We start from the raw sequence: 21,911 nt of genomic DNA, 5'->3' as shown, positions 1-21,911 counted from the left end.
ATATTGCTACAACAAATAATGCATTTATGTACAACCAGTAGGGTGTCTATCATTAGGTTTGTATTTGATATTACCATTTTGATTAAAAGAAATTTGATACATAGCCTGACTATAGGTTGGGCTTGGACAGTATTTTATGTGGCCAAAGTGTCCTCGAGGTTTGCCTGTATCACCATAAAATTTAATATAATGCCGTTTTCCAGCCCGTAAATGTAGGGTGCCATATTTAGGATTTAAGCCTTGTTTACTAAGTAAATAATCCGTACTAATATCAAAAACTTTATTGTTATTTTTATCAACAAACAACAAAAGGTTTTTATCACTATTCTTATTACATCGTCCACCTGCATCAGATAAACATACTAATAGATTCTGCCGTCGAATAAAACTTTCAGCTTTCGCTATTTTGAGAGTGCTTTCTAGTTGATTTTTGATACGTTTGGCTTCCATACTTGCCAATTGATCTACGATCGCTGGCGCTGCAATCGTTGCGATAATAGCTAGAATTGCCACTGTTACCATAAGCTCTACAAGAGTAAACCCTTTTTGCTGATAAGATTTCGACAAATATGGGACTCTTAAGCATACAGCTAGATTCAGATAAGATAGAGTAAGGTTCGATATGGTGTGACATATTCTAATCATATATAGTCATCGCTTACGCTATAAATTTAATTATATAGGCCAAATTCATCAGCTTTATACATTTGGATGAAGTCTTACATTGATATCTCTTCTGGTACAAGACTTTAACTTTTGAAAATATCTTAGACTTTTAGATTCACAAACCTTTAACAACAACACTTTTAACGCAACAATTACATATCGGCTTATTACTTTAAAATTATGTACTAGAACAATGTTTACTATTTAATATATATGAATTATAGTGCAACTGTCAAAATTTGTTTCAATTAGTGAAGAGTAATCTTTATTAATAGAGAAAAAAATTCGATTGTATTAAACTAGTTGCAGACAATAGGTAAAATCTAATTTACTTCTATTGCGAATTAACATTCAAAAGACTAAAATTGCAACGTATGTTAGTTCTTAGTAAAACAAGCAGGCTATTGTGTTTGTGTTGCAACACTATCGTGTAATAATGTGTAGCTGCCTAACGAAAAAAGTTGTAAAATTAATAGATAGTCGATAAGCTACTTCCTAATTAGTTTTGTTGTATAATTATGCATTCGTAAAAGATGTCTACTTTTATTACATCTTAGGAAGCGGTTTTGCTTAATGCATCACTCAAATCATCCTTTGGAGGAAGTCCATGAAATTGAATAAAATTGCTCTAGCTCTGGTTGCCGTAGCAGCTGCACCTTTAGCAGCTAACGCTGGCGTTACGATTAGCCCGCTATTACTAGGTTACCATTATACTGACGAAGCTCACGATGAGCAGCGTGATATTCTAAAAACTGGTAAAGATCTATATATCGATGCCAACGGTAACTCTATCGATGGTCGTGGTGGGAACGTACCTAATGGTGGTGTAGCTAAAGAAAGTAGCCTATATACTGGTGCTGCCCTAGGTATTGAATTGACTCCTTCTACTCAGTTCCAAGTCGAGTACGGTGTATCAAGTGCTAACGGTGAAGCGTCTGAAGATTCTGCAGATGCTGGTGTTAACCGTTTTGATGTTGAACAAACGATGATTTCTGGTAACTTCTTGATCGGTACTGAAGAATTTACTGGTTATACTGACAATGCGTTCAAACCATATGTACTAGTTGGTGCTGGTCAGTCTAAGATCGAAGTAGAAAACCAAGAAACTTATGATACTGCTGAAGGTTCTTCTGTAGGTCGTGTTGAAGCCGGTACTGAAGTATCATCATCAAAAGATACCATCGGTAACCTAGGTTTAGGTGCTATGTATCGCATCAACGACGCGCTAAGCCTACGTGGTGAAGCTCGTGCGATTCATAACTTTGATAACAACTGGTGGGAAGGCATGGCATTGGCCGGTCTAGAAGTTGTACTTGGTGGTCATTTATCACCAACAGTAGCAGTACCGCCACAAGTTGAGCCAGAAGTATCTGTTCCACCAGTAGTATTGGTTGAGCAAGACGTTGATTCAGACGGCGACGGTGTACCTGATAGCATCGACGAATGCCCAGGCACTCCTATGAACGTCGTAGTTGATGAGCGTGGTTGCCCAGTAGCAGTAGATATTACTGATGAGCTAAAAATGGAGCTACGTGTATTCTTTGATAACGACAAATCAGCTATCAAAGACCAGTACAAAACTGAAATCGCTAAAGTAGCAGAGAAGATGCGTGAGTATCCTAACTCTAGCGCTCGCGTAGAAGGTCATGCTTCTAAAACTGGCCCTTCAGCACGTTACAACCAACGTCTATCTGAAGCTCGTGCTGTTGCTGTGAAATCTATGTTGACTAACGAATTTGGTATCGCTCCAAACCGTCTATCAACAGTTGGTTACGGTTATGACCGTCCAATCGCACCAAATGATACTGAAGAAGGTCGTGCAATGAACCGTCGTGTTTATGCCATCATCACTGGTGACAAAACCATGACTGTTGAACAAACTAAAGACATGGTTATTCAATAATATTTAACCAGTTAGTTATGTTCTAGATTGTATAGTTACAAAAAAAGCTGCCTATTAGGTGGCTTTTTTTGTTTGTGTAGTCAGATAAATAATTTATTGCATAAATTTATAATCTAATAATGTTATACTAGCCGCCCAAACACTTTGTAAATTGACAAAGTGTACATTAGCATAGCTATCTGTATGATGGATTTATCAGTAGAAAACCTTACTTTGCCAGTATTTTTTATTTCACTACCCCTCTTGCGTAGTCATTCTATAGTAAAGTAAAAACAACTATCTGCTTTATGATAAAAGATTCTCCAGCGGCGCTTACTGCTACTGCATTTTATTAAGACGAAACGAGCATTTTATATGGCGAACGATATCAAACACCTGCGTAATATTGCAATTATTGCCCACGTTGATCATGGTAAGACAACTCTAGTTGATAAACTATTACATCAATCTGGTACTTTTGGCGATCGTGCGAACATTGCTGAACGTGCAATGGATTCAGGTGATATTGAGCAAGAACGTGGTATTACTATTTTGGCCAAAAACACGGCCATTCGTTGGACAGACAGCTCTGACGATACAGAATACCGTATTAATATTGTGGATACTCCAGGCCACGCCGATTTTGGTGGTGAAGTTGAGCGTGTGATGTCAATGGTTGACTGTGTCCTTTTGGTCGTTGACGCTGTTGATGGACCGATGCCCCAAACCCGTTTTGTGACCCAAAAGGCGTTTGAGCAAGGTCTAAAACCGATTGTTGTTATCAATAAAATTGACCGTCCAGGTGCACGTCCTGATTGGGTTATGGATCAGATCTTTGATCTATTTGATAACTTAGGTGCCACTGACGAGCAGTTAGATTTTCCAGTGGTTTATGCATCAGCATTGAATGGTATTGCCGGTTTAGACGCTGATGATTTGGCTGATGACATGACGCCATTATTTAAGACCATTGTTGATGTGGTACAGCCTCCGCAAGTAGATGCAGATGCCCCGTTCCGTATGCAAATTTCAAGTCTTGACTATAATAGCTTCGTTGGTGTTATCGGTATCGGTCGTATCCAACGCGGTAAGGTTAAAACTAATACCCAGGTTACAGTCATTGATAAAAACGGTAATACTCGTAATGGTCGTATTTTGAAAATTATGGGTTATCACGGTCTTGATCGTATTGAAGTAGAAGACGCACAGGCTGGTGATATTGTTTGTATTACTGGTATTGATGCACTTAATATCTCTGATACTATTTGTGACCCTAACCACGTCGAAGCATTGCCAGCTCTGACGGTTGATGAGCCAACTGTATCAATGAACTTTCAAGTAAATAATTCACCGTTTGCTGGTCGCGACGGTAAGTTTGTGACTTCACGTAACATTCGTGAGCGTCTTGAACGTGAACTGATTCATAACGTAGCATTACGTGTAGAAGATACCGAGTCTCCTGACAAATTCAAAGTATCGGGTCGCGGTGAGCTACACTTATCTGTACTAATTGAAAACATGCGTCGCGAAGGTTTCGAGATGGGTGTTTCAGGCCCAGAAGTTATCGTTAAAGAAGTTGACGGTAAGCTGCAAGAGCCTTATGAAAACGTTGTATTCGATATTGAAGAAGAGCATCAAGGTTCTATCATGGAACAGGTCGGTTTGCGTAAAGGCGAGATGACCAATATGGAACTTGATGGTAAAGGTCGTATGCGTATTGAGGCGACCATACCTGCTCGCGGTTTGATTGGTTTCCGTTCTGAGTTTTTAACACTGACTTCAGGTACTGGTATCATGACGTCAAGCTTCTCACATTATGGACCACAGAAACTTGGTGATGTTGGTGGGCGTTCTAATGGCGTACTAGTGTCTATGGCAAACGGTACTTGCTTAGGTTTTGCACTCTTTAATCTACAAAAGCGTGGCAAACTATTCGCTGAGCCACAGCTTGAAGTATATGAAGGTATGATCGTTGGTTTGAACTCACGTAACGACGATATGGCTGTTAATCCAACAACCGCCAAACAGCTTACTAACGTACGTGCCAGTGGTACTGATGAAGCGTTAACATTGACGCCAGCGGTTAAGTTTACCCTTGAGCAAGCGCTTGAATTTATTCAAGATGATGAGCTGGTAGAGGTGACGCCAAAAGCTGTCCGTATTCGTAAGCGCTACTTGACTGAAAGTGAGCGTAAACGTCATGGTCGTAGTAAGAAAGGTGCTTGATACTTTAGTATAGAATAATTAAAAAAAGGCTAACGCAACGTTAGCCTTTTTTTATGTTTGACCACGAGTTTTTATTGTTGGTTATTTTGTTACTACGACATAATCGTTAGTATCAATAAGGATTTCTGAAGGTTGGTCAACGACGATACGTACGATATTGTCGTTAGCGTCTTGTGACTTATAAAAATTGTCTTCAGCAACTGTACAACCTAAGCAGCGCCCCATCGCATTCCAAGGCTCAACGAACAGTTTTTGTTGTGCTTGATCAGCGTTACCACCGATAAGAGAAAAAGGCAGACTGACGAGATAAGCGGCGGTACCAGTGACAGCGGTGACTAATTGTAAGGGCTTTCCAACGACTGTATCAACGATCATCGTGTCATATGAGGGACCAAAATCACGCTCATCTATCTCTATTGCAGCCGAGGCTGGCTGCGTAAAAGCTATCATAAAGCCTATGCTTAAGGCTATGGTCAAAAGCTTACTTTTATTGGAGCATCGGTTATCGGCATTAACAGTCATCATTATTTCCTAAAACATGTAAGCGGTATAAGTAATAAACACTGCTATTGAAGGTATTTGCAAAGCAGCGTTGACTCTTTATTAAAGCAAGATGCGTGCCGATAAGCAATATAAAAACATATTATACCGATCTTATCTCATATATATTAGTAAATATTTGTTTATAAAATTGGCTGACAGAGTGGGCAAAACACGCTAGCACGACCATTGAGTTTGATATTGTCGAGTACAGTATCGCAATGCGGACAAGACTCACCTTGTCTACCGTAGACATTTAAGGTTTGTTGAAAGTATCCCGTTTGTCCGCTGGCGACTGTAAAATCACGTAGTGTCGAACCCCCAAGCTCGATTGCTCGTTGCAGTATGACTTTAATATGTTTGACCAATATACTTATTTGTTCGTAAGACAATTGGTGTGCTGGGGTAGCAGGATGAATAGCAGACAAGTATAGACTCTCTGTTGCATATATATTGCCTACACCAACCACGACCTGCTGCTCCATAATGACTGATTTGATAGCACGAGTGATAGGGCGTCGTTTGGTTGTCTTATCCGACATATTATCGACATCGCTACGCTGAATCAGGCGATACAGATAGTCAGTATCGAAATCTTCTGATAGTGGTTCAGGTCCTAGATGATCTAAAAGCTTGGTACCATAATCCTTATACCATAAGACTGCGCCAAAACGTCTGGGATCATGATAATGCAGTTGCGACTGAATACCATCATTGTCAAAAGTCATTATTAAATGGTCATGCTTACGTTTATCAGTACCCAAAGGATGCTGTTGTAGACTACCTGACATGCCTAAATGTATGATCAGTCGACGTCGATGTTCAATGGCGTTTTGGTCATTTTCTATCAATTTTACTCTAGCTATAAAAGTCAGTATTAAATACTTTGCTCGGCGCTCTACGTCTTGCAACGTATAGTCAATCAGCATATTTAAGTCATCTGGCATCGGCCAACGTAGTTTTGGCTGAAACACTTGTATGGCGGTAACGCTTTGTTTTAATAAAGGGGCAAGACTGGTTTTTGTGGTTTCAACTTCGGGTAATTCAGGCATAAGGGCTTTCTACAAAATTTATAAAATATAAAGTTAAGTTATCGATTAACGGTTAGACAATGGTACGACGTGCATGCAAAACCCCTGGCTGCAGCTCAAGCTTGGCAAGCAGTTTGGATAGATGAGCCAATCCCGAGACTTCGATATGAAATTTTAGCGAGGCTATATTGTCATCAGTGCTCAAGGTTTCAACCTTACGTATATTGACACTTTCTTTGTCAATGACTTGGGTTAAATCACGCAATAATCCACGCCTATCATAAGCTTCAATATGGATATCAACAGGCTGATAACGACCGGATTTAGACTTCCAAGCTGCACTGATCTTTCTCTCAGGGTCACGTTCAATCAGACGCATGTATTCAGGACAGCCACGGTTATGAACACTAACGCCGCGAGATAAAGTAATGTATCCAGAAATTGGCTCACCATGCACAGGATGACAACAACCTGCCAAATTTATCTCAATATTATCCAAGCCATCAATACAGATTTTGTAGGCATCAAGTTTGCCTGTTGTTTTTGGATCAACACTAGGGGTGTAATCTTCCTTTTCTTTTTCAGGCTCTAAATGCAGCTGACGAGAGATATGACCAGTTAATTGATGGAGTCCAATGTCGCCTGTGACAAGCCCAACGATAATATCGTCCGTATTATTAACATGAAAATGCTGCGTATAGTCATTCAAGTCGATGCTATTGGGATGTACTGAAAGTCGCTCAAGCTCTTTACTTAGCATCTGCTTACCGATTTCGATATTTTTATCGCGGTCTTGTTTGTTAAACCATTGACGCAGTTTAGAGCGCGCACGATTGGTATGAATATAACCCAGTGACGCAACCAACCAATCACGATTAGGCTCACGTGATGCTTTAGTAATAATCTCAACCTGTTCGCCTGTTTTTAGCTGGTAAGTCAATGGCACGTAACGCTGATTGACTCGCGCTGCTTGAGCGCGGTTGCCTACTTGCGTGTGTACATAATAAGCAAAGTCAAGTACGGTAGCCCCTTTTGGTAGTTCAGTGATGTCACCATCTCGGCTAAAAATATAAATCCTCTCAAGCTCATCAAAATCAACGATTGGCTCATCATCTTCTAGTTCACCTAACTCACGGTCAGTAAACTCACCCTCTGCTGTAAGCCCTAAACGATTTTGACTCCGAGTTTCGTTATTAATAGAAAGCAGATAACGTAATGAGCTGATCTTTTGAGTGAGGTAGCTGTCTTTTTTCTTTTTGAGGCCTTCCTTATAATTTACGTGGGCGCACATACCAAGCTCGGCCTCAAAATGCATGCCTTGGGTGCGTATCTGTACTTCAAGTGATTTGTTTTCAGCGATAACCGCAGTATGCAACGAGCGATAGCCATTAGGCTTTGGGTTGGTAATGTAATCATCAAACTGTTCAGGAATGTACCGCCATAAGCCATGTACCAAACCTAACACATGATAACAATCCGCTGGGTTTTCGACCAATACTCGTAGTGCTCGAATGTCATAGAGTTGATCAAACGATAAGCGTTTTAGCTTCATCTTGCGATAGATAGAATAGATATGCTTGACTCGTCCTGAGACATCGGCAGTAATGTCAGCTTCTGCTAACGCATCATTTAGCTTGTTTTGTACTCGCTGAATATAGTCTTCACGCTCGCTGCGTTTTTCGGATAATAACTTGGCAATCTCTTTGTAACGTTCAGGGGCAAGATAGCGAAAAGCTAAGTCTTCAAGCTCCCACTTTAACTGAGCAATACCCAATCGATGGGCAAGCGGTGCATAAATGGTCATCACTTCGCGGGCCACGCGCTGTTGACGTTCAGGTTTGGAAAATGACAATTCACGCATGGCAAAGGTACGTTCGGCAAGCTTAATAAGTACCACGCGCACATCGTTAGTGACAGAGATGAGCATGCTGTAGATGTTAGACAGCTGATCTCTTTGATTGTTGACGAAATGATCTTCTAGGCGCTTGTTGCTTTCTATAATGGCAGACAGCTTTCCCATAGCTAAGGCGTCTTTAACCAAACTTGCAATCTCTGCCCCAAAGCTTTGCTCAATATCAGTCAAACTCACCAATGATTTGCGTGCGCTACGGTATAGCATAGCAGCCACTAAAGCGTCTTCATCTTGATATAAATAGGTTAGTATATCTGCCATACCAATACCGGTCACATAAGCACCAGAACGTTCAGACTCGCTAGTATTCATACGACTACGAATAAACTCGCAAGCAGCGGCTAGATTAGGGACAGATTCTTGGTCGATACGTTTTGCGACATTATCTAGCCATACGGGTACATCAATATTGGCTTGATCTGAATCATCAGCGATTGATGCTTCTGCAAGCATCTGCATATCGTCTAGAAGAATATGATCCGAATATTCGTTTTTTAATTTGGGATCATGACTATGATAAGAGTAGGGGGCAGAGCGATCAAAAGTGGTATGTAGCTTATGCGTTGCTAGTTGTTGTTTAATATCAGATGGTACTTGGGCGTAGCTATTAGCAGATTGATGAGAGCGCTGGCTTGCCACCAACTGCGCTGCTAAAGCCGCACTATCAGCTTGTGTTGTTTGCCCATCAATAAGCGGTAAACCTTCTCGAATTTTTACCATAGCCGACTCCTCTTAGCTATTTTCAAAATTTCTTATCCTCTTACCTGCTATGCAAAAACGCTTGATCTACCCCATAATTCATGATTATCAGATATGATCAACACAGCTACAAAAATCCATTTTTTAGCAGCTGTTATAAAGAGTTTATGCCCAGTATTTTAAGACGATAAGCGCAAATATGCACAATGTGTAGATAAACACATACAGCTTGTATGGGTATTATTATGTCACTTTAGAAAGCTAATTCAAGCAAGGCTCTGTAGTGATAATGCATACAAGCGTAACGGTATTCTGACGAAATTTCATTTGTGCAAAACAGTTCAAGTTAAATCAGTAAAAAGCCCAATAACACAATCAATAAAAATTAAGTCGTTATTTTCTCAAAGCGCGCAATGGATTCGACATGACCCGTATGACAGAACATGTCCATTACTCCAGCATGGGTGAGACGGTAGCCTTGCTCTAACAAAGCTTTTGTATCACGTGCAAGGGTAGCAGGATTACAAGAGACGTAGACAATCCGCTTGGCATTAAATTTAGGCAAGTATTGCATGATTTCCCAAGCGCCAGAACGTGGCGGATCAATGAGGAGCGCATCAAAACCTTCGTTAGCCCAAGGTTTATCAGTACAGTCGTGAGTCAAATCTTGATTATAAAACTTGGTATTGTGAATACCGTTACGACGTGCATTGTCTGCTGAGCGTGCTGTCATTGCGTCGCTACCTTCTACGCCTACCACTGCGCCAGTTTCACCAACGAGGCGGGCTAATGGCAAACTAAAATTACCTAAACCACTAAACAAGTCGAGTACCCGCTCGCCTGCTTTTAGATCTAACAAATCGCAAGCAAGCTTGGTCATCTGACGATTGACAGAAAGGTTTACTTGCGTAAAGTCAGTTGGAATAAACTCAAAAGTAAGGTCATATTCTGGCAGTTGGTAATATAAACGTCCAAATTGTTGGCTCAGATCATCTTTGTCAGTCAAGGCAACGCGTTGGATACTATCAGCGCCTTTAGATTGTAAATATAGCTGCCAATGACGCGCTGCAAAAAACGCTTTAAGCTTTTCGATATCAGAGTCTGATAATGGAGCCAGATGACGTACGATAAGGGCAACAGGCTGATCGCCATCAGGTAGCTCTGGTAGGTATTCACCCATTGCTAGCTCTAGCTGAGCAATCTTGTCGCGGCTCTCAAGTGTACTCATAAGTGCTTTTAGGTTTTCAATCTCAAAGCCAATACGTGGATCTAAAATATGACACTCGTTTAATTCGGCCAAAAAGTTACTTGAGCGTTCACGAAAGCCGACCAATGCAGTTTCTTTTTTGGCAACATAGCGTACGCCAAGTCGTGCTTTGGTACGATAGCCGAGACGATCACCAACTATCGGTGCAAGCCAGTTTTCTGGCTCAGCATTGGCTTGATGTATAAGCATCTCAGCAAGTACTGATTGCTTAAAGTTGATTTGGCCATCTGGCTGCCAGTGCTGTAAGCTGCACCCACCGCAAACGCCAAAATGCGGGCAGGGCGGTACAGCACGTTCAGGATTTGGGTTGGCTGTGATATCAATCGCGTCTCCCTCTTCAAAGCTGGCACGACTATTGGTTAGTTTGACCAAAGCACTTTCACCCGGTAAAGCAAAGCTGACGAAAACTTTTTTGCCATGCTTGTCTGCTACATGTCCCTTCTTTTCATCAAAGCCATTACCATATACGGCAACCCCGCGCCCATCGTGTGACAATCCATCAATATTGAAGGGAAGTGGCTCTGCCTCTTTTAGACGTCGACGCGTCTTGGATGATGGTTTAGATTTTTTCTTATTGGGCGGGATAGTGATCGTTTGGGTATCGTTGGCTTGTGACATAGTATCAGGTGCTGTAGACGTTTTTGAATCGGTGGGTTGCATAAACCTGCCTTAATAATAAATAACTAAAAATGAGAGTAGGTGCTATTGTCGATAATACTGCGTCTGGTCTTTTATGGTTCAGGTACGGATATCCAATCGGCAAGAAACTCATGATGGCGCGCTTGACCATCTGCTTGAGTAAAGTTTGCTAAATAGTCACGGCTTTGTTGTTGCCAATGATTATAAGACGGAGACGACAGCTTACCGGTTAGACGCAGCCAGCGTAGATATATCAGCCATGTATTCATGACATCAGATTCGCAATAGATCGATAGTGTTTGCCAATCATTATCGTTAACTAGGGCGCCTACCATACTGCCATCTACATCGGTCTTACCAGGTAGGCCATACAGGCTTGCAACCACATCCATCGCTTCACGTCGACTCGCACCATATTGGCTAAATCTGTCCATCAAATCTAGATGCTTGGTTTGAAAGCGATTAACGTAGTTATCAAAACGCATGTTTTTGATACGCTCGCCTTCTTCAAACAGCCATGGCGCAGACAGATCATACTGCATAGCGCGGTAAATAAGTACGGGTATATCAAAGCCTGAACCATTCCAGCTAATCAGTTGTGGCAAGGTTTCAATATCGTTAAAAGCGCGAAAAAACTTGGCAAGGATATCTTTTTCGCTAAACTTATCTGCTGTCAAAGAAAATAAAGAAAACTGCCCATCTTTGACGTATAGCGCTGAGATGCACACGATACGCTGTAATGGTAAGCGCATAAAGTCATGGCCAGCTTCTTGGATCCGAATGGCAGTCAAGGCACTGAGCGCATCAGCGTCGTTTAGGTCGGCCAGTTTTGGATAAATACGACGTGCAGCATCCGTATCCGCCACAGTCTCAATATCAAAGACCAGTACAGGATTAACAGGTAGGGCATGTGACATAAATAGTCCTAGTTACTTATTGTGCAAGCATTGGTCAGATATTACGACTGAGTATTATCATCGATAGGAGTGTCATCGACATTGTATAGACCAGTTGATAGATAGCGATCACCGCGATCACAGACAATAAAGGCAATAACAGCATCAGGGTTCTCTTTAGCAACTTGTATAGCCGCCCACGCTGCTGCGCCTGATGAGACACCAGCAAAGATACCTTCAGTCTTCGCCAGTTTGCGCATATAGATTTCAGCGATATGTTGGTCAATATCCATGATTTCATCGACTAAATCTGCCTCAAAGATACCTGGCATATAAGCTGCAGGCCAGCGGCGAATACCGGCGATAGACGCCTTTTCATCAGGTTGCAGGCCGATAACTTTGATCGCTGGGTTTTGTTCTTTAAGGTATTGCGATACGCCTGTAATGGTGCCTGTGGTGCCCATTGAGCTTATAAAGTGGGTAATTTTGCCTTCAGTCTGCGCCCACAGTTCAGGGCCTGTCGTCAAATAATGTGCTTGCTTATTATCAATATTATTAAATTGATCAAGCACAACCCCCTGACCATCAGCCTGCATCTGTAACGCCATATCACGTGCAGCCTCCATCCCTTCATCGACTTCGATTAAGGTTGCGCCATAAGCTTTCATAGCGTCTTTACGCTCTTGAGTTGAGTTTGTTGGCATTAACAAAGTCATCGGATAGCCGCGCATTGCGGCAACCATGGCTAAGGCAATGCCAGTATTGCCGCTGGTTGCTTCAATCAAAGTGTCACCAGGCTGAATATCTCCGCGCTGTTCTGCTTGATAAATCATATTAAAAGCAGGGCGATCTTTTACAGAGCCTGCAGGATTATTACCTTCGAGCTTTGCCAGCAACGTCGCTCCATTGGTAATACTTTCTTCTACAGGCAAACGATGTAATTTTACGAGTGGCGTTTGGCCAACACAATCAGCAAGTTCGGTAACTTGATTGATAAAATTGGCGTTTGGCGTAGTGGTGGAGGACATAGGGCACCTTTGTCTATTTTGGAATAATAGTATCGTAAATACGGTTCTAATCTTTGTTCTAGTCAATTTTGTACTGGTCACATCTCATAATGTCGTGTAATCATTTTATTTGGTATCGACTATAACCGAAAGTTATGACAAATTGAAAATGGCATCATTATATCATTTTGTTTTTAGCTACGCTGATAGCATCAAGATATTTTGGTAAATGAATAAGATTAAAAAGTCAGTCAACTAGAGTCTGTTGGGTATCTAAGTATGAGGACAGCGGATAGTCATAACAGTATAAAATAATTGTTGATATTTCTGATAAGTTGATATGAATGGCCAAGATGATACCGACACTTCTAAATGCTGCTAAAATAACGAAAATATTTAATATGTTGATGGCTGAATAAAATCATTTATAGTGGTTATTGATAGAGAGCACAGAAACCTGTAGGGATAAGTTTTAACATGGCATACAAAAAACGCTTTGATACCAGTAGCGCCTATGGTCAGTTGATCATCTTGGTGTTTTTACCGATTTGTGTGTTAGCAGCAGTCGGCGGTATTCTTGTTTTTCATGAGACGATGCGTGCCAGTGAGTCAGAACAAGAAGCGTTAGCTGAGGCGGTGTTGATTCGTTACAAACCTATGGTTACTGAGCTGATTCCTGCATTGTTAGTGCAAGAACGTCAGCAGTCAAAAGCCAATGAAAAAAATTCGCAGGATATGATTGATGAGATGGCGGCAGCCAGCCAAGCAGCACTTGAAAACAATATCCGACCTGAGTATCTGCCGTTGTCGCAAGTACATTCGGACCATTATATTAGTGCCCGTGGTGGACGATTGAGTAGTACGGTACTGTCAGAAGAAGCGCTGGGAGGTATGTCCACCTCTCGTCTATCGTCTGCTACAGTTATTGATGAAAGTCTCAACGAGACAGCCGATGCTCCTCAAGGGGCGATGGCCACATTGGTATCGATTCGCGATAGACTCAGCCGTATGCAGTCGGAGCAGCATGTACAACGCATTGCCATTATCAATGAAAATAATCAAGTACTTGCAACAGTCGGTTATGGTGTGAGCGAAAGTTGGCCTCTAATCGATGCATCACAAAGTTTTTTGTCCCAGCAATCGACGCCTATCGGTACAGCTTATGGCACTGTATTGGGTAATTTTGAAGGGCACAGATTGTGGTTGCTTGTCGATATGGACAACGAGCCACTTTACATTGCGCGTTACCGTATCGCGATGGCGCTCGTTATTACCGGTCTTTTTACGATTTTAATTTTGCTATTAAGTCTCAATATTTATGCCAAACGCTGGATTGCGCCTATTTATGAGCTGCGTTTGCAACTACAGCGTACTCATGTGGACAATCTATACAAGCCTATTCCGGTTGAGTCTGATGGAGAGTTAAACTTATTACAACAAGACTTGGTTAAGACGTTACGGCGCTTGCACAGTAGCTTTCAGGATTTAAAAGACCATGCAGAACAAACCGAGGACGATCTACGCCTGGCTTTTGATGAGATGGAGATGCAAAACATTTCTATCAGAAATGCTCGTGATGATGCCATCTCAACCAGTCAGGCTAAGTCTGCATTCTTAGCCAATATCAGTCACGAGCTGCGCACGCCGCTAAACAGTATTGATGGATTTATTAATTTGCTGGCGCGTCACGGTGAGCTCAATCCTGAACAAGACTTATACGTGCATACGATTCGTAAATCGTCTGCACATCTGCTGGCATTGGTCAATGATGTGTTGGACTTCTCTAAAATTGAAGCAGGCAAGTTGGTGCTTGATCGTCACGAGTTTGATCTTTATGACACCATTTATGACGTGGTCGATATGCTCTCTCCTGTATCGGCAGAGAAAGGTCTGCGAATGGCCGTACTATTTTATAACGATGTGCCGATGCGAATCGTGGGTGATGCCCTACGTCTCAAACAAGTTTTAACCAATCTTGTCGGTAATGCCATTAAGTTCACCGATAGCGGTGATGTCGTGGTGCGCGTAAGCTTAGATGATCATCGCGATAATCATCTGATGATTAGCGTTCAAGATAGTGGCAAAGGGATATCTCTTGCAGACCAAAAGATGCTGTTTCAAAGCTTTAGCCAAGGTGATCCTTCTATCACGCGTCAGTATGGTGGAACAGGATTGGGCCTTGTCATATCCAAACAACTGACACGCCTTATGGGCGGTGATATTGGGTTTTATGACAATGCACAAGAAAATATAGCCAATCAAGGCGCGACGTTTTGGTTTCGTATGCCAACTCATATCGATGTATTGGAAGCTGCCACTGGTCAAACCATAGCCTTACCAGTACTTGCGCCACTGGCTAGTGCGAATGATGAGTTCAATGTATTGGTCTGGATCAATCACATTGCGTCAAGACAAGTCCTAAAAGCTAGCCTGCAAGTCCTGCCTATCAAACTTACTCAAGCCAACTCGTTACCTGGTGTGCTTGAGTCATTAAAAGAGCATGGCAATTATTGGGACTGGGTAATCGTCGACAACGACACACAAGACGACATGACAGCATTGCTCAAGCAAATTCGTTTGCACTATCAAGGCAAGCTTGCTGTGTTCGGCTATCAAGTTGCTGCTGACCAAGCATTATTGAACCGCTATCATGCCAATGTCTTATATGAGCCGTTGGATAAGAGGCAGTTATATGCCATGCTCGACACTCAAAAGAAAAGCGAACCGGTCGCAGCGCAAGCACCGCGCTGGCATGGCATAACTGTGCTGGCAGTAGACGATCATCTGCCCAACCTTTTAGTATTAGATGCGCTTCTTAGTGAGCTTGGTATCCATGTCATCACTGCCAATAGTGGCTTTGATGCCATCGAATTGATCAGTAAACAGCAGGCTAAAAATATAAAAAATGCTAAATCGTCGCAACAAAGCTTATCCAACAAAACACAGATATCAAAAGCTCAAGCTCGCGCGCAAACCCATAAGGTGTCGGCCAATACTGCCTCAACCATAGATATAGATACCGAAGAAAATTCGTTGGCCCATTTAAAAAACAACCCAGAAGATAAAGACAGCATCGATCTTATTTTTATGGATATTCAAATGCCGCGTATGTCGGGTCGTGAAGCGGCGCAGCAAATCCGTAAAATAGAGGTTGGCGATAGCCACATTCCTATTATTGCACTAACGGCTCACGGATTGTCTGATGAGCGCGATAAGCTACTTGCAAGTGGTATTGATGACTACGTTGGCAAACCAATTAGCCAACCGCAATTGTTACAAGTGCTACAAAAATGGTTAGGGCGTACATCAACGTCGCAGCATTTATTACCAGTTGCGTCTACTGACGCTACCCATAGCATGGCGTCCAATGACGTAGACAATACTAAAATCAAAAGCCCATCTGTAGATAAAACTGTGCGACGTCCACTATCTCTAAAAAAAATCCGTGATGATTATATGCGAGATATTCACCCTCGCGATGAGTATAGGCGAGAGCCCCAACGGGCGACTCAGCCTCGTTATCAAAGCTTACAATATCAAGATCGGCCACATCAAGATACTCTCATTGAACAAGACGAGCAAGCACAACAGGATCATGGCTCAAAAAGTAACAGCATCGTTGGGATGGAGATATTGGACTGGCAAGATGCGCTGACACGTTCGGCAAACAAGCCGGATTTGGCTGCTAAGCTCATTATTATGATGATCGATACTATAGCGGATGAAAAAGAAGCCTTGGCTCAAGCGTGGCAAGCGCGTGATCGAAATATGCTGGCGCAAGTTGCACACCGCATTTTGGGTGCCAGTCGCTATACTGGTGTCCCGCAACTGCGTAAAGCCAGCCAAGACTTGGAAGATAAGTGTCTATTAAATGTTCAACATACTACGCCGGTGCAGTTTGCCATGCTCAAGCCGTACTATGAGGACTTATTGCTTGCGCTCAACAATCTGCAGGCGCTCGATCTATCACCATATCCGCAACTGAACTATCATCGCTTAAGCGAAAATGATATGACTTGGAAGATGATCTAGTGTGGCTGTCGTCAAAACAACTATCTGGTCAACTGTCGCTAAAGTAATGCGTCAGATATTATAAAACGATATGGCCAATAAAGTATTGATACCTCTGCAGTCAGTTATTCGCGTGCTGTAGCAGATATAAGCCTGTTAAGATTAATAAAATATAACTGCTAAAACGAACATCAACTTATCATCCAAACTGCTTATTAAGGATTGTTATGCATGCTATCGCCGCTTATCAATATAAAACCCTACAAGTTAGCGTAACCGAAAATATTGCCACTGTTACTATAAATCGTCCTCAAAAAAAGAACGCCATGAGTTTTCAAGTGGTTAATGAGCTTATCGCTGTTGCTAGACATATTAGTAAGGATAAGACGTTACGTGCTGTCATTCTTAATGGTGCTGAAGGGACGTTTTGTGCTGGTATAGATTTGGGTGATTTGAATCACCCCAAAAATCAAGCGTACGCTTTTTGGGAATTAATTAAACCTAACCAAAGCCTATTTCAGCAGGTCTGCTTGGTCTGGCGCGAAGTACCAGTTCCTGTGATTGCTGTATTAGAAGGGTATTGCATTGGTGCGGGATTACAGCTGGCTCTGGCGTGCGATGTGCGCATTAGTCATCCTGATTGCAAACTGTCCATTATGGAAGCCAAGTGGGGATTAGTACCAGACATGGGGTTGACGCAATCGGCACTAGGGGTCGTGCGTGCAGACGTGCTAAAAGAGCTGGCAATGAGTGCGCGTACCATTGATGCAGAGGAGGGGCGAACACTAGGGTTGGTTAGTCATTGTAGTGAATCACCATTGCAACAAGCACAGTTGCTGGCCGCTGAGTTTGCCGAGCGTTCTCCTGATGCGGTGCTTGCAAGTAAGCGTGTCATCAATGCCATGTATCAGCAGTCGCATACCACGCTATATAAAGAAAAAATGTGGCAGTTAAAACTTATGTTAGGACGAAATCGTAAGCTTGCGCTCAAAAAAGCCAAAGAGGTCAGTACAGGGTTTAGCAAACGCCAGTTTCGTTAATTTAACCCTCATCTTATAGCAGTCTAGTAGGTTCTGTTTAATTATTGAGGTTTGTTCTATTAAGGTTATATCTCTATTGAAATACAAGTAGATAGTACGATATAGGACTGTCCGCTTGCATATTTGTAACGATAATAAATTAGATATGCACCATTGTTTTTATCAGTAATGCTCGTTAATAAACAAGAATATTTTATTGATAACGTTTATATTGAATAAAAGCAATCTAAGTATCAACAGCAATCTTCGTATAAAATGGTCACGCTATGTCTGCTCCAAAATCCTCTTTGCCCAATAAACCTATGACTGCTGAACGTGTGCGCGCTGCTGATCTGCCTGTTGCATGGATTATGATGCTTGGACTGATTGTGGCGATAGGACCTTTATCTATCGATATGTATCTGCCTGCATTACCATCGATGGCAGATGATTTTGAGGTATCTACAGCATTTATGGCCAACTCCGTACCAGCTTACTTCTTTGGTTTGGTATTTGGGCAGCTGTTTTATGGCCCTTTTAGTGACCGTGTTGGTCGGGTCAAACCTTTATATATAGGTATGAGCTTGTATGTCATTGCGTCGATTGTTTGTGCCATGACCAGTAACGAGTATATTTTGTTCGCTGGGCGGACATTACAGGCACTTGGCGCCTGCGTAGGCGCGGTCGTCACCCGCGCTGCAATACGTGATCGACTCACCGCCAAACAAACGGCTAAAGCTTTTTCTATTATGATTTTGGTAATGGGGTTGGCGCCTATTTTAGCGCCATCGCTTGGTGCACTATTCCTACAGTTCTTTGATTGGCATTCGATTTTTTGGTTTTTAGCAGCTTTTGGGGTGCTTAATTTACTATTAACTAAGTTTTTCTTTTTTGAAACCCTTACAGAAGAAAACCGTAATGTGCGCCCTGCTAAAGAAGTGCTCAGCCAATATTGGAGCTTATTAAAAGATCCAAGTTTTAATTATCCGGCGATTGGTGGCGGGCTGCTGATGGGGGCGATGTTTGTCTATATTAGCTCGGCTTCTGAGCTAATTATGGACACGTATGGTGTGTCAGCGACGCATTTTGGTTGGCTCTTTGGTATGAACGCTGCAGGGTTTGTGGCGTTAACTCAGCTTAATCAATGGCTTACCAATCGCTTTCGTATTTTGAGTATCTTACGTTTTGGTGCGATGATGCAGGTGATTTCGGCAGGCGTACTGTTTGTGGTTGGAATACTACTTGGTACAGATGCTTGGCTGCCGCTGGTTTTAAGCTGTATTTTCTTTTGTATTGCAGGTCTTGGTTTGACCCAGCCGAACGCTTCTGCCATTGCGTTGGCGTTCCAAAAACACCGTGCTGGGATGGCAAGTGCCTTACAAGGCTCTTTGATGTTTTCAGTCGGTATTTTTGGTGGGCTATTGTTGAACCTATTTCCAGTTAATCCTGTACTTAAGATTGGTATTGCAATGTTTGCCTTAATGAGTCTGGGCTGTTTTTTAATTTGGAAAATAGATCGTAACTTAAATCTTGAAGATACGGATTAAAAATTTTGTTGTTAGCTTCTATTTAAAAAGCATTTAGTTATCTAATAGATAATGAATGCTTTTTTTATACCTTTAATAAAAGATATATTACAATAATTTATATATAACCCAAAAATTTATTTCATTCAAATAGATGGGTAAAATTTTCAAATAACTTCTATTATCTACCTTTTATCATACTATTCATCCATTTATCTAGTTTTTTCTATGTTTCTAGCTATCCTAAATTTACTGAATTAATATCGAATGTAACGGTTTGTATTTTTTATTACAAAAAAGTTATATACAAATTTGTTGGTTTGTTAAAGGAAAAGTTACTAATATTTTTTAATTTCAAGGATGAGTGATGAAGACATTATATAAAGTACTTCCAATGATGCTAGGAGTAGGATTGTTTGGTTGTAGCAATGCCAACAATGCGACTACTCAGGACAATGTAAATACCAATAGTACTGCAGCTATCAAAGATAACAATGCGTTTGTAAGTAAATTGCCTGATACCGCGCCGACAGTCAAGTTATCTACTGACGCGCAGTTTGCTCCTTATGGTTTTAATGATGAGTATGGAAGTGTTACTGGATTCGATATTGATCTTATGCGTGAGATTGGTGAGGACCAAGGTTTTAAAGTTGAAATCTATAGTGATCCGTGGGAAGAGGTGTTTGACAACTTAGACAATAAAACACGAGATATGCTTGCAGCGGCCGTACCATATAGTACGGAGCGTGACAAAAAATATCTACTGTCAGACCCATATGCGCCGCTACCATCAAGCTTAGTATATTTAGATGAGTCCCTAAATCTCACCTCTGTAGAAGAATTAGACGATGTAAAGATTGGGGTGCTTAGCGATACCGTACAGTATGACTACTTTAGTAGTGGTGAAATCAGTGTTGAATCTGTTAGCCCATATCCGTCAACTTTTTTAGCAGTAAAGGCTATGGCGCGAGGTGAAGTTGATGCAGTTGCCGAAGATGCGGGTGCCCTTCGTTATCTTATGAATGACTTACCTGACTTGGAGCCAAAATATTTTGATTATGAAGATATCCATGCAGAGAGTGCATACAAAGTATTGCTTGTTGAAAAAGGACAGCCTGAGTTACTCGAAAAGGTAAACGCCGGTTTAAAGAGTCTAAAACAAAATGGTACTTATGCTACTTTAACCACAAAATGGTTTGGTGAAGATCTGACGCAAGCTGTATCGGAACAACGTAAACCAAATACTTAATGTCGTTGAAGTTAGAAACATTTGTTTCGCTAAATATTTCTCTTCTTAGAAACTGGAGATAGAAAATGAAGACATTGTATAAAGTACTCCCGATAGTACTAGGCGTAGGATTGTTTGGTTGTAGTAATTCTGGTACCTCTAATAATGCCGTTACTCAAGATAGCGCTAGTACCTCCACTACCAAAGGTAAAGACGACTTCGTTAGTCAGTTGCCTGATACTGCCCCTGTGATTAAAGTGGGTACCGAAGCAAACTATGCACCATATGAGTTTAAAGACGAATACGGTAATGTTACTGGATTCGATATAGAACTGATGAATCATATTGGTGAATCACAAGGCTTTAAGGTTGAGGTCTATAACGACCCTTGGAAAAAGCTGTTTGATAATTTAGATAGTAAGAATAGAGATATGGTGGCCGCTGGTCTTACTTACAGTGACGAGAGAAATAGCAAATATTTATTGTCGGATGCTTATGCACCTTTGCCTACTAGCCTAGTGTACTTAGATAGTGAATTGAATATTAAGTCATTAGATAATTTGGACGATGTAAGTATTGGTGTATTAAGCGACTCTGAACCTTATCAATTTTTTGCAAAAGGCAATTATGCAGTAGGTGCTCTAGAACAGTATCCAACTACATTTGCGGCAGTGCAAGCTATGGCACAAGGCGAAGTTGATGCGGTTGCAGATGATTCTGGTGTTATACGTTATTTATTAAACGATTTATCAAGTTTAGACCCAATATATTTTGACTATGAAGGTATTGACGCCGATGGTGCTCGAAAAGTTTTCCTTATCGATAAAAACCAACCTGAACTACTTGAAAAGGTAAATGTAGGGTTAGAAGGATTAAAAAAGGATGGTACTTATGCTGTGCTAACGACAAAATGGTTTGGTGAAGACTTGACTGAAACTGCTTTAAAACAGCAAAAAATATTAGGAACAAGCTAGATTTCGATAAGAGCAAAGTCACCTGACCTTTTATCTTATTTTTTACAAAAAAGCATTCATACGCATGACACGTATGAATGCTTTTTTTGTCAATACGTAATGTTATTCTACGACCCTTTCGAGGGTAGAGCGGCTGTACTGTACGAATCTATCCTATTAAACGATAATGATTATCATTTACTACTCGTTTACCTTGATTGCTTTTATAAAGTTACTTAAGTATTATTCATTGTAAATTTGTGTAATAAATGTACTAGTCGTGCAGCATGTTATTTATCTAGATATTATATGTCGTTCTATGTAAATATCATGAGCTTAATATTAGTTTTTTAAATATTTATAGTCAAAATGTAGTTAAGTTAATGCCAGTTCATTAATTTAAAAACAC

At 41.3% G+C, this 21,911-nt stretch carries 14 protein-coding genes; 7 read left to right on the top strand and 7 right to left on the bottom strand.

Going from position 1 to position 21,911, the window contains the following annotated elements:
• Positions 1-24: 24 nt before the first annotated feature.
• Complete coding sequence (locus Q0890_RS04590; protein ID WP_299218136.1) at positions 25-567, bottom strand: GspH/FimT family pseudopilin; 543 nt, start codon at positions 565-567, stop codon at positions 25-27.
• Positions 568-1,273: 706 nt separating this feature from the next.
• Here Q0890_RS04590 and Q0890_RS04585 point away from each other — a divergent pair.
• Together Q0890_RS04585 and typA are read left to right on the top strand one after the other, a co-directional pair.
• Positions 1,274-2,569, top strand: a complete 1,296-nt coding sequence (locus Q0890_RS04585; RefSeq protein WP_299218134.1) for an OmpA family protein — start codon at positions 1,274-1,276, stop codon at positions 2,567-2,569.
• Positions 2,570-2,923: 354 nt separating this feature from the next.
• Positions 2,924-4,774, top strand: coding sequence for a translational GTPase TypA (gene typA / locus Q0890_RS04580; protein WP_299218133.1), 1,851 nt, complete (start codon positions 2,924-2,926; stop codon positions 4,772-4,774).
• Between the two features lie 81 nt (positions 4,775-4,855).
• Here typA and Q0890_RS04575 read toward each other — a convergent pair whose 3' ends face one another.
• The 6 genes from Q0890_RS04575 to cysM form a co-directional block, all read right to left on the bottom strand.
• On the bottom strand, positions 4,856-5,224 hold the full coding sequence (locus Q0890_RS04575; RefSeq protein ID WP_299218131.1) for a hypothetical protein: 369 nt from the start codon (positions 5,222-5,224) through the stop codon (positions 4,856-4,858).
• A 233-nt stretch (positions 5,225-5,457) separates the two neighbouring features.
• Positions 5,458-6,366: a bifunctional DNA-formamidopyrimidine glycosylase/DNA-(apurinic or apyrimidinic site) lyase gene (gene mutM, locus Q0890_RS04570; RefSeq protein WP_299218129.1), complete on the bottom strand. Its 909-nt coding sequence runs from the start codon at positions 6,364-6,366 to the stop codon at positions 5,458-5,460.
• Positions 6,367-6,418: 52 nt separating this feature from the next.
• Positions 6,419-8,977, bottom strand: a complete 2,559-nt coding sequence (locus Q0890_RS04565) for a bifunctional (p)ppGpp synthetase/guanosine-3',5'-bis(diphosphate) 3'-pyrophosphohydrolase (RefSeq protein WP_299218127.1) — start codon at positions 8,975-8,977, stop codon at positions 6,419-6,421.
• Positions 8,978-9,341: 364 nt separating this feature from the next.
• Positions 9,342-10,883, bottom strand: a complete 1,542-nt coding sequence (rlmD, locus tag Q0890_RS04560; RefSeq protein WP_299218125.1) for a 23S rRNA (uracil(1939)-C(5))-methyltransferase RlmD — start codon at positions 10,881-10,883, stop codon at positions 9,342-9,344.
• A 71-nt stretch (positions 10,884-10,954) separates the two neighbouring features.
• Positions 10,955-11,779 carry a 3'-5' exonuclease gene (locus tag Q0890_RS04555; protein WP_299218123.1) on the bottom strand — a complete coding sequence of 275 codons (825 nt, stop codon included), beginning with the start codon at positions 11,777-11,779 and terminating at the stop codon, positions 10,955-10,957.
• A gap of 41 nt (positions 11,780-11,820) precedes the next feature.
• Complete coding sequence (cysM, locus tag Q0890_RS04550) at positions 11,821-12,786, bottom strand: cysteine synthase CysM (protein WP_299218121.1); 966 nt, start codon at positions 12,784-12,786, stop codon at positions 11,821-11,823.
• A gap of 456 nt (positions 12,787-13,242) precedes the next feature.
• On the opposite strand from cysM, the gene Q0890_RS04545 reads away from it, so the two are divergent.
• The 5 genes from Q0890_RS04545 to Q0890_RS04525 all read left to right on the top strand — a co-directional run bounded on the left by Q0890_RS04545 (position 13,243) and on the right by Q0890_RS04525 (position 21,523).
• Positions 13,243-16,797 carry an ATP-binding protein gene (locus Q0890_RS04545; RefSeq protein WP_299218120.1) on the top strand — a complete coding sequence of 1,185 codons (3,555 nt, stop codon included), beginning with the start codon at positions 13,243-13,245 and terminating at the stop codon, positions 16,795-16,797.
• A 206-nt stretch (positions 16,798-17,003) separates the two neighbouring features.
• Positions 17,004-17,816: a crotonase/enoyl-CoA hydratase family protein gene (locus Q0890_RS04540; protein WP_299218118.1), complete on the top strand. Its 813-nt coding sequence runs from the start codon at positions 17,004-17,006 to the stop codon at positions 17,814-17,816.
• Between the two features lie 302 nt (positions 17,817-18,118).
• On the top strand, positions 18,119-19,342 hold the full coding sequence (locus Q0890_RS04535; RefSeq protein WP_299218965.1) for a multidrug effflux MFS transporter: 1,224 nt from the start codon (positions 18,119-18,121) through the stop codon (positions 19,340-19,342).
• 346 nt (positions 19,343-19,688) lie between these two features.
• A complete protein-coding gene (locus Q0890_RS04530) occupies positions 19,689-20,570 on the top strand; it encodes an ABC transporter substrate-binding protein (protein ID WP_299218116.1) in 882 nt (293 codons plus the stop codon).
• Between the two features lie 65 nt (positions 20,571-20,635).
• A complete protein-coding gene (locus Q0890_RS04525) occupies positions 20,636-21,523 on the top strand; it encodes an ABC transporter substrate-binding protein (protein ID WP_299218114.1) in 888 nt (295 codons plus the stop codon).
• Positions 21,524-21,911 lie beyond the last annotated feature (388 nt).

This window comes from uncultured Psychrobacter sp., from assembly GCF_947488565.1.
Classification (GTDB): domain Bacteria; phylum Pseudomonadota; class Gammaproteobacteria; order Pseudomonadales; family Moraxellaceae; genus Psychrobacter; species Psychrobacter saeujeotis.
The sequence above is the reverse complement of the archived record's forward strand: the minus strand, read 5'-3'. Positions and strand labels throughout refer to the sequence as shown.